The 9,958-nt window shown below is 60.0% G+C and carries 6 protein-coding genes and 2 pseudogenes; 4 read left to right on the top strand and 4 right to left on the bottom strand.

Annotated features, from left to right (window positions below):
- The 4 genes from QZL63_RS07735 to QZL63_RS07750 form a co-directional block, all read left to right on the top strand.
- Positions 1-485 (top strand): ABC transporter ATP-binding protein (locus tag QZL63_RS07735; protein ID WP_290586437.1); only part of this gene is annotated, 485 nt, incomplete at its 5' end.
- 152 nt (positions 486-637) lie between these two features.
- Positions 638-4,123 carry an isoleucine--tRNA ligase gene (gene ileS, locus QZL63_RS07740; RefSeq protein ID WP_022308752.1) on the top strand — a complete coding sequence of 1,162 codons (3,486 nt, stop codon included), beginning with the start codon at positions 638-640 and terminating at the stop codon, positions 4,121-4,123.
- 90 nt (positions 4,124-4,213) lie between these two features.
- The gene (locus QZL63_RS07745; RefSeq protein WP_022308753.1) at positions 4,214-4,594 is read left to right on the top strand and encodes a TraR/DksA family transcriptional regulator; all 381 of its coding nucleotides are present in this window, start codon (positions 4,214-4,216) and stop codon (positions 4,592-4,594) included.
- Positions 4,595-4,868: 274 nt separating this feature from the next.
- Positions 4,869-6,743: a hypothetical protein gene (locus tag QZL63_RS07750; protein WP_022308755.1), complete on the top strand. Its 1,875-nt coding sequence runs from the start codon at positions 4,869-4,871 to the stop codon at positions 6,741-6,743.
- 1,024 nt (positions 6,744-7,767) lie between these two features.
- Here QZL63_RS07750 and QZL63_RS11725 read toward each other — a convergent pair.
- From QZL63_RS11725 to QZL63_RS07775, 4 genes and pseudogenes are all read right to left on the bottom strand, one after another.
- A pseudogene (locus tag QZL63_RS11725) lies at positions 7,768-8,775 on the bottom strand (M56 family metallopeptidase); the annotation flags it as partial.
- Between the two features lie 2 nt (positions 8,776-8,777).
- On the bottom strand, positions 8,778-9,143 hold the full coding sequence (locus tag QZL63_RS07765) for a BlaI/MecI/CopY family transcriptional regulator (RefSeq protein WP_022308757.1): 366 nt from the start codon (positions 9,141-9,143) through the stop codon (positions 8,778-8,780).
- Between the two features lie 188 nt (positions 9,144-9,331).
- Positions 9,332-9,523 (bottom strand): 30S ribosomal protein S21, encoded by a 192-nt coding sequence (gene rpsU / locus QZL63_RS07770; protein WP_022308758.1) that lies wholly within the window; start codon positions 9,521-9,523, stop codon positions 9,332-9,334.
- A 27-nt stretch (positions 9,524-9,550) separates the two neighbouring features.
- A pseudogene (locus QZL63_RS07775) lies at positions 9,551-9,958 on the bottom strand (helix-hairpin-helix domain-containing protein); the annotation flags it as partial.

Here is a 9,958-nt window from a genome sequence, read left to right on the forward strand (position 1 = left end):
TGGTGGGGCAGGATACGGTGCTCTTCAACGACACGATCGAGGGCAACATCGCCATGGGACGGCCCTCGGCCACGCACGAGGAGATCGTCGAGGCGGCCAAGGTGGCCAATGCCGACAGTTTCATCCGCGAATGCCCGGAGGGCTACGGCACCAATATCGGCGACCGCGGCGTGAAACTCTCCGGCGGACAGCGGCAGCGTCTCTCGATCGCCCGCGCCGTGCTGAAAAACCCCGACATCCTGATCCTCGACGAGGCCACCTCGGCCCTCGACACCGAGAGCGAGAAACTCGTGCAGGACGCCCTGAACAACCTGCTCAAGGGCCGCACCTCGGTGGTCATCGCCCACCGTCTCTCGACGATCCACAATGCCGACAAGATCATTGTCGTGGACCACGGCCGCATCGCCGAGCAGGGCACGCACGCCGAACTGATGGCCCGCAACGGCATCTACGCCAAGTTGATCGAAATGCAGTCGTTCGACTGATCCCGCCCCGGCCGCAGCGCCGAGGCACACACCGCAGCCATCCCGCGACTTCGCGCCACCGGGCCGAGGATTCGCGGGATTGTTGCATCATTTCCAAAACTTTTTACTATCTTTGCGAGTTGTCAGAAAATCAGTAAAAACACCATACCGACATGAAGTTCAAGGAGTACAAAGGGCTCGACCTGGCAGGCCTCGCCACCGAGGTGCTGAACGAGTGGGACGCCCACGACACATTCCACAAAAGCATCTCGACCCGCGAAGGGCACCCGACCTTCGTCTTCTACGAAGGCCCCCCTTCGGCAAACGGCATGCCGGGCATCCACCACGTCATGGCCCGCACGATCAAGGACGTCTTCTGCCGCTACAAGACCCAGCAGGGATACCTCGTGCACCGCAAGGCCGGATGGGACACGCACGGACTCCCGGTGGAGCTGGGCGTCGAGAAGAAGCTCGGCATCACGAAGGAGGACATCGGGCGGAAGATCTCGATCGAGGAGTACAACCGCGCCTGCCGCGAGGCCGTCATGGAGTTCACGGGCATGTGGGAGGAGCTCACGCGCAAGATGGGATACTGGGTCAATATGGATGACCCCTACATCACCTACGACAACAAATACATCGAGTCGCTGTGGTGGCTGCTCAAGCAGCTCTTCGACAAGGGGCTGCTCTACAAGGGCTACACGATCCAGCCCTACTCGCCGGCCGCCGGCACGGGGCTCTCGACCCACGAGTTGAACCAGCCGGGCTGCTACCGCGACGTGAAGGACACGACCGTCGTGGGCCAGTTCCGCATCACGGACCCCAAACCCGAGATGGAGGGTTGGGGCACCCCCTACTTCCTGGCATGGACCACCACGCCGTGGACCCTGCCGTCGAATACGGCGCTCTGCGTCGGCCCGAAGATCGACTACGTGGCCGTCCGCACCTGGAACGCATACACGGGTGAGAAGATGACCGCCGTACTGGCCAAGCCGCTGCTCTACGCCCATTTCAACAAGAAGGCCGAAGGTCTCGCCCTCGAGGAGTACAAGGCCGGCGACAAGCTCGTTCCGTTCCAGGTTGTCGGCGAATACAAGGGAACCGACCTCGTAGGCATGCACTACGAGCAGCTGCTGCCGTGGGTGAAGCCCGTCGAGACGGATGCCGAAGGCAACTGGCACGACGCCTCCGACAAGGCCTTCCGGGTCATTCCGGGCGACTACGTCACCGTCGAGGACGGTACGGGTATCGTACACATCGCGCCGACGTTCGGTGCCGACGACGCCTTCGTGGCCCGCGCCGCAGGCATTCCCTCGCTCTTCATGATCAACCGCAAGGGCGAGACGCGCCCGATGGTCGATCTGCAGGGCAAGTTCTACCTGCTTGACGAACTCGACGAGCGTTTCGTCAGCGAGTGCGTCGATGTCGATCGCTACAGGGAATACGAGGGCCGCTGGGTGAAGAACGCCTACGACCCGCAGTTTACCGTGGACGGCCGGTACGACGAGAAGGCCGCCGCTGCGGCCGAGTCGCTCGACATCTACATCTGCATGAAGATGAAGGCCGCCTCGAAGGCCTTCAAGATCGAGAAGCACGTACACAACTACCCCCACTGCTGGCGTACGGACAAACCCGTGCTCTACTACCCGCTCGACTCGTGGTTCATCCGCACCACAGCGCTCAAGGAGCGGATGATCGAGCTCAACCGCACGATCCGCTGGAAACCCGAATCGACCGGTACGGGCCGCTTCGGCAAGTGGCTCGAGAACCTCAACGACTGGAACCTCTCGCGTTCGCGCTTCTGGGGCACGCCGCTGCCGATCTGGGCCACGGAGGACCGTTCGGAGCTCAAGTGCATCGGCTCGGTCGAAGAGCTCGTCGCCGAGATCGAGAAGTCGGTGGCAGCAGGCTTCATGAAGGAGAACCCCTACAGGAGTTTCAAGGTGGGCGACATGTCGAAGGAGAACTACTCGACCGCGCACATCGACCTGCACCGCCCCTATGTCGATTCGATCGTACTCGTCTCGTCGAAGGGCGAGCCGATGCGCCGCGAACCCGACCTGATCGACGTGTGGTTCGACTCGGGAGCCATGCCCTACGCCCAGGTGCACTACCCCTTCGAGCACAAGGAGGACTTCGCGGAGGTCTACCCCGCCGACTTCATCGCCGAGGGTGTGGACCAGACGCGCGGCTGGTTCTTCACGCTGCACGCCATCGCCACGATGCTCTTCGATTCGGTGGCCTTCAAGAACATCATCTCGAACGGCCTGGTGCTCGACAAGAACGGCAACAAGATGTCGAAGCGCCTGGGCAACGCCGTCGATCCGTTCGAGGTGCTCGCCACCTACGGGCCCGACGCCACGCGTTGGTACATGATCTCCAACTCGCAGCCGTGGGACAACCTGAAGTTCGACCGCGACGGCGTGGACGAGGTGCGCCGCAAGTTCTTCGGTACGCTCTACAACACCTACTCGTTCTTCGCACTCTACGCCAACGTGGACGGATTCACCGGACGCGAGGCCGAGGTGCCGATGGAGCGGCGCCCGGAGATCGACCGCTGGATCATCTCGCTCCTGAACACGCTCGTCCGGGAGGTGACCGACTCGCTCGAGAACTACGACCCGACGCCGGCCGCACGCGCCATCCAGGAGTTCGTAGGCGAAAATCTCTCGAACTGGTACGTCCGCCTGAACCGCAAGCGTTTCTGGGGCGGCGGCATGACCGAGGACAAGCTTGCCGCCTACCAGACGCTCTACACCTGTCTGGAGACCGTGGCCCTGCTCTCGGCGCCCTTCGCACCGTTCATCTCCGACCGCATCTTCACGGACCTGAATGCCGTAAGCGGCCGCCACACGGACGAATCGGTACACCTCGCAGCCTTCCCGAAGGCCGACGGGACGCTGATCGACTCGCACCTCGAGGAGATGATGTCGCTGGCACAGAAGGTCTCGTCGATGGTCCTCGCCCTGCGCCGCAAGGTGTCGATCAAGGTGCGCCAGCCGCTCATGAAGATCCTCATCCCGGTTCTCGACCGACAGACCGCCGACTGCATCGCCGCCGTCAGAAACCTGATCATGAACGAGGTGAATGTCAAGCAGGTGGAGCTCATCAAAGATACCACGGGCATCATCACCAAGCGCATCAAGCCCAATTTCAAGACCCTCGGGCCGCGCTACGGCAAATACATGAAGCAGATCGCCGCCATGACCGCCGAATTCTCGCAGGAGCGCATCGCGCAGATCGAGGCGGCTCCCGAGACGGTGCTTGACCTCGGATCGGAACAGATCACCGTTACACCGGCCGACTTCGAGATCTCGTCGGAAGACATGCCCGGATGGCTCGTGGCCTCGGAGGGCAAGCTCACCGTGGCGCTCGACATCACCGTGACGGACGAGCTCCGCGCCGAGGGTGTGGCACGCGAGTTGATCAACCGCATCCAGAATATCCGCAAGGAGTCGGGATTCGAGGTGACAGACAAGATCCGCATCGAGATCGAGAACAAGCCGTGCGTGGCCGAAGGCATCGCCCGCTACGCCGACTACATCGCCTCGCAGACGCTGGCCGTCGAGGTCCGCAGCTCGGACGATCCGCAGGGCGAAGCCGTAGTGGCTTCGGACGTGGACGAGGAGCCGATCCGCATCGCCGTGACGCGCGTGTAGCCGGACTGCGGCGCCGATTCCGGGTTGCAGATTTGGTATTTTCGGAATATTTGCTTAATTTTACATAAAACCTAAAGCAACAGACGAACTATGGCAGACGAAAGAACCCGATACAGCGACGCCGAACTCGAAGAGTTCAAGCAGTTGATTCTGAAAAAGCTCGAGAATGCGCGTGCGGATTACGAACTGTTGCGTTCCACCATCACGCATACGGCAGACAACGATACGGAGGATACCTCGCCGACATTCAAGGTGCTCGAGGAAGGCGCCACGACACTCTCGAAGGAGGAGAGCGGACGTCTGGCTGCCCATCAGATGAAGTTCATCCGCAACCTCGAAATGGCCCTCGTGCGTATCGAGAACAAGACGTACGGCATCTGCAAGACGACCGGGAAGCTCATTCCGAAGGAGCGGCTGATGAAGGTTCCCCACGCCACCGAGTGCATCGAGGCCAAGGAGGCCCGCAAATAAGCCGCGTCCGAAGCCCCGCAGGTCGGGAGTTTTCCACACAACCTCCCGGCCGGGATGCCCACAGGCTGATCGTATGCCTGACGCACACCTCCAACCGGATAACCGGGGAGGAGCAGGCAGGCGGAAGAGCGGGTCTTACCCATAAAGAACAGACGGTTCTTCGACGCAAAACGACAAAAAAAGCCCGCATGATGCGGGCTTTTTTTGTCATCCGCCACATTCGGATACCGACCATCCATACTTTTTCGGCGAAAAATACGTTATCTTTGAACCGATGTTTACCCGGTTCTGCATATCCGCATTGACCTTGCTCGCTGTGGCGTCCGTCTCCTTTGCCCGCGTCGCGGGTCCCGATATGCGCTCACCGAAACGGCCTCATTCCGACAGCATACGGATCCGGCCTACGGCCCTCTTCACCCCGGACAGCGCCCGCATCTCGAACCCCGAAGCGGCTGAACGCAACAAAAGGCTCTACGACAGCATACGCTCGAAGACCACCCGCCGGCGTGTCCCCCGCATGCTTTACCGCATGCTTTTCGTCCGCCCGGTGCTGGACACGACGTCGAACGGAACCGTCAGGGATGAGAGCCGCCAGCTCGAACCCTATGCCGGCAAAACGATCGGATCGATCTCCATCGAACGCTCACAGGTCTTCGACGAAAACGGCAACTGGCTCGAACGCGCCGGCAACAACACCCACATGCTGACCCGCGAGCGGGTCATCCGCCGCGACCTGCTCTTCCGCACGGGCGATACCCTCGACCCGCAACTCGTCGTGCGCAACAAGCAACTGCTGCGCTCGCGCAGCTACATCGCCGACGTGGACATCGCCATACAGACCGACACGCTCGACACCACACAGGTACACCTCACCGTAAAGACGCGCGACAGCTGGACCATCTCCGTAGACGGAGCGCTCCACTCCGAAGGGCGCACGATGGTCGGGATCTCCGACGCCAACATCTTCGGATGGGGCAACAGTCTGAAGGTGATGACCAACTTCAGCCGCAAGGACTTCTCCTACGGCGGCAACATGGTCGAATACGAAATCCCCAACCTGCTGGGTACCTTCTACACGGCCGATTTCGCCGCCGGGCGCGACTTCTACAACTCGACCCTCGAACTGGGCATGCGCAAGGAGTTCCTCCGCCCGACAGACTACGAGTTGGGCATTACCTACAGCGACAACAAGGCCAAACGATACATGATCGAGGAGGACTCGTCGGAACTGGTCAAGGAGCGCAACCTCGACGTATGGGGAGGCTACTCGCACTACCTGCGGGGAATCCGCTCAAGCGTCTATCTCACCGGGCGCTACAACTACCGCCGCGTCAGCCTCCGCCCGCCCGTGGCCGTCGATTACAACCCTGCCCTGCACGACCAGGACGTCCTGCTCCTCGGCGCCGGTCTCTACCGCGAGCGGTTCTATACGGCCAACATGGTCTATGGGTTCGGTTCGCGCGAGTACCTGGCGACAGGCTACAAGGCGGAGTTGGTAAGCGGCTATTCATGGGGCGAGTTCAAGGATGCCATGTATCTGGGAATGAGCTACGAAACGGGCGGATTCTCCCGTTTGGGCTACATCATGGGCGGAGTGACGCTCGGAAGCTACATCGACCTGCAGTCGGGCATGTGGCGGCAGAGCGCCGTGGATGTCGATCTGAGGTGGTTCTCGAATCTGTTCCTGTTCCGCCGGAGCCGCATCCGCCAGTTCCTCTCGTTCAACTACACCCAAGGATGGAACCGTGTCGGGGGCAGCGACGAAAGCATCCGGTTCACCAGTGAAAACGGACTGCAGGCCCTCAACGAATACGTCATCGGCACCAACCGGATGATCATCAACACCGAGACCGTCGTCTTCACCCCCTACCAGCCGCTGGGATTCCGCATCGCCTTCTTCGGATTCGCCGACTTCGGCCTGCTGGGATACTCACCCAACATCTTCAAGAACGACTTCTTCACCTCGTTCGGATTCGGCGTAAGGCTGCGCAACGAGCGCCTCGTGTTCAACACGATCCAGATCCGGCTGGGGCTGGCACTGGGCAAACACGGACTGGTCGAGAGCGAATACTTCCGGCTGTCGAACGCCACACGGCTCGAGCAATACCGTTACCGCCCGACACGACCCGAGATCGTAGGTTTCGAATAAGGGGCTCGCGGAAAAACAGGAAGCGGGGCCGCTGACCGACGCCCCCGCTCCCGAACATGAACTTTTTATTTCGTATCCGGTCTATTTGCGTGTCTTGATCTCCACCACACCCTCGCTTGCCTGCTCGCCATAGCGGCGCACGGCCTTCTTGCCCGTGAGAACCTCCATGTGGCGGATCTTCTCGGGATCGAGCCGATCGACCTCTTCCGACGAAGCCTCGCGGCCGTCGATGTAGACTTTCATCCCGGCAAAGGCACCCTTCCCGATCGAGGCATTCCGGATCACGATGCCCAACCCGTCTTCCGATCCGAGCCGGTCCGAAAGTTTGTCCCGATCCGAGCCGGTCGGAAAGTTTGTCCAGTTCCTTGAGCCGAAGCTGGGCCTCCTTCCATTCGTCGCTGTTGAAATACTCGCCGGATGCCTCCATCTTGCGCAGAGCCTCCTGCCACTCATCGCTCTTGAAATAGGCATCCATCTTACGCTGGGTCTCCTTCCATTCGTCACTGTTGAAATACTCGCCGGATGCCTCCATCTTGCGCTGGGCCTCCTTCCACTCGTCGCTCTTGAAATACTCCTCCATTCGGTCGAGGCTGCGCAACACCTCCTTTCCCTCCTTACTTTCAAAATAGGCCCGGGCCTCCTCCGGCGAAAGGACGCGCACACCGTCCGACTTCTTCTTGGTCCGGATCTCAATGACACCCTCGTACCCCTGACCGGCATATTCCGAGGGAATATTGTCTTTACCCTTGAGGACCGAGACGGATTCGATCCGCCCGGGATCCAGCGAACCGATCTCCGGCACACGCTCCCCGTCCACCAGGTAGAGCACATGCTCCGGCAGGGCCCCTTCTTTACCTCCAATGTGGATTGGAGCATCGTCCGAGGAAGCATAGCCGACAACGGTAACATCGTCCGCATCAGATTGTGGCGTCCCATTTCCCTCTTTCTTGAGTTCGACCAGAACCACCCCGTTGCGACCCTTGTCGCCGTACATCCGGATTGCAGTAGAATCCTTCAATACCGTGATCGACTGAATCCGCTCGGGAGTGATATCGTTGATCGAGGATGCAGGCTGCTCCCGGCCATCGACCAGGACCAACGGATCGGCACCATCGGGGGCCGATGTACGGATTTTCAGATTTTCTTTCTTACCTTTGTCCTCCGGAAAGAGATAGACGGTTTCGGCAAAGGCCCCGAGAGCCAGCGCCGTGAGCGGCAGGAGCAAAAGCACGCGGGCTCCGGTCCACCGAGACGATTTTTTTCGCAACATCATGGTAATACGGTTTTTAAGTTTACTGTGATTGAAGCTGTTGGCAATTGAGTACCACCTCCCGCCAACAGCTTTCCTTATAAGAAGCAACTGGTAACTTTTCGCATCGATACCGCTCGAAATCACCGCCTCGTCGGCCTCGTATTCGTGGATATCGCGCAATTCGCGCCGCAGGAGCCACATGGCCGGATTGAACCACTGGAGGCACCCGCAGAGATCCGTGAGCAGCAGGTCGGCCGAATGGTGCATGCGGACATGGGCCCGCTCGTGGAGCAGGATCGCCTCGCCGCAAACCGCCCGGTCGCGGTCGGAGAGCACGATGAAGCGCCCCCAGCTGAACGGCCGTACCGAATCGCCGGCATGTACCAGGACGGTCCCGTCATCGAGCCGCTCGCGGCGGTCGCAACGGCTGATCTGCCGGGCCACACCGCCCAACGACCAGCAGAGCCGCACGAACGCCCCTGCCACTCCCACGGCAAAGAGTCCTCCGAGCAGCCGCTCCCACGGGAACGCATGGCCTTCAGCCGGAAGGTCCGCCGCGGTGGAAACGGCCGGTAAAGCCGAAACGGGCAGCGCAGGCAGCGTCCGGTAGACCGTGATGACGCAGAGCGGCAGCACGAACGAGAGCACGATGGCCCCCAGTACCACGATGCGGTTGAACCGATGGAAGGTCTCGCGGCTCAGCAGCAGTTTGAAGAAGAGGTAGAAAACCGCCAGGCAGGCCCCGACCTTCAGGCTGTATATCGCCAGATCGTACCACATGGCTACCGTTGGTTCTGGTTTTCGATGCGGTCGATCAACTCGCGCAGCTCATCGACCGAGATCTTCTCCTCCTCGACAAGCGCCGAGACGGCCCCCAGGTAGGAATTCTCGAAATAGCGGCTGATGACGCTGCCGAGCGTCTGCCGCGAAAACTCCTCCTCGCTCACCAGCGGATAGTATTGGTAGGTCGCACCATAGGCCTTGTGCCCCACATAGCCCTTCGATTCGAGGGCCCGAACCATGGTGGACAGGGTGTTGAAATGGGGTTTGGGCTCGGGCGCCATCTCCACCAGCTCGCGCACGAACAGCGGTCCCCGCTCCCAGAAGCAGCGCATCAGCTCCTCCTCGCGCCGTGTCAGTTTTTCCATCGTCATCGGTTTTCAGATCCGCCCCGGATCTGTTCCGGGGCTCCGACAACAAAGGTAAACAAAAAACCGGAGGATGCAACTATTTCACATAGTTTTTTAACTATATTTTTTAGTTACACCTCCCCGAAAAAGAAAAAACGGGGTTCGGATCGGATCCGAACCCCGCTCGTATCGTATCGGCGCAGGTACTACTCCTCGTCGCGGTACATGTGCTCCACGTAGATGGCGTGCATCATGGCCTCGCGCTTTGCAACGGAGGGCTTCGTGAAGTACTGACGACGGCGGAGCTCCTTCAGGACACCCGTACGCTCGTATTTACGCTTGAACTTCTTTAGGGCGCGCTCGATGTTTTCGCCCTCTTTTACCGGCATGATAATCATGATATTCTGTGTTTTTTGTTGTTTGACTTATTCTGTTTCGAGTTGAAATTCTGCCGGGCATGCATCTTCCGGTGCATCATCCCGTCGGGTAGTTGTCTTTTCGTCGGCCGTTCCGCCCGCAGACCCGAATTCGATATACGGAGCCAGCCGTGCTGCCTCCTCGCGGGTCAATATGTGGTCATCGATCAATTCCTGGGCGGTGCTCCAACCTCCTTTCAACTGTCTTGCTTTCAACAAACGCCTCAAGGTGCGCGGCGCCATGTAGGGATGGCGTCCCAACTCTTTCGGGCTTGCAAAGTTAATATCTATTTTCCGAATTTTGCAACTGTCGAGGCAAATTTGTTTCAAAATTTTTTCGTAGTTGCTCTCCGTGACTCCCGGAACCTCTGCAAGTTGGGCCGCGGAGACGAAACCGCCGAGGCGGGCGCGGGAGGC

This window comes from Alistipes sp. CAG:268 (assembly GCA_000434235.1).
Classification (GTDB): Bacteria; Bacteroidota; Bacteroidia; order Bacteroidales; family Rikenellaceae; genus Alistipes; species Alistipes avistercoris.

Coding starts and splice junctions, on each gene's coding strand:
- ileS (WP_022308752.1), top strand. CDS start 638: ATGAAGTTCAAGGAGTACAAAGGGCTCGACCTGGCAGGCCTCGCCACC.
- QZL63_RS07745 (WP_022308753.1), top strand. CDS start 4,214: ATGGCAGACGAAAGAACCCGATACAGCGACGCCGAACTCGAAGAGTTC.
- QZL63_RS07750 (WP_022308755.1), top strand. CDS start 4,869: ATGTTTACCCGGTTCTGCATATCCGCATTGACCTTGCTCGCTGTGGCG.
- QZL63_RS07765 (WP_022308757.1), bottom strand. CDS start 9,143: ATGGAAAAACTGACACGGCGCGAGGAGGAGCTGATGCGCTGCTTCTGG.
- rpsU (WP_022308758.1), bottom strand. CDS start 9,523: ATGATTATCATGCCGGTAAAAGAGGGCGAAAACATCGAGCGCGCCCTA.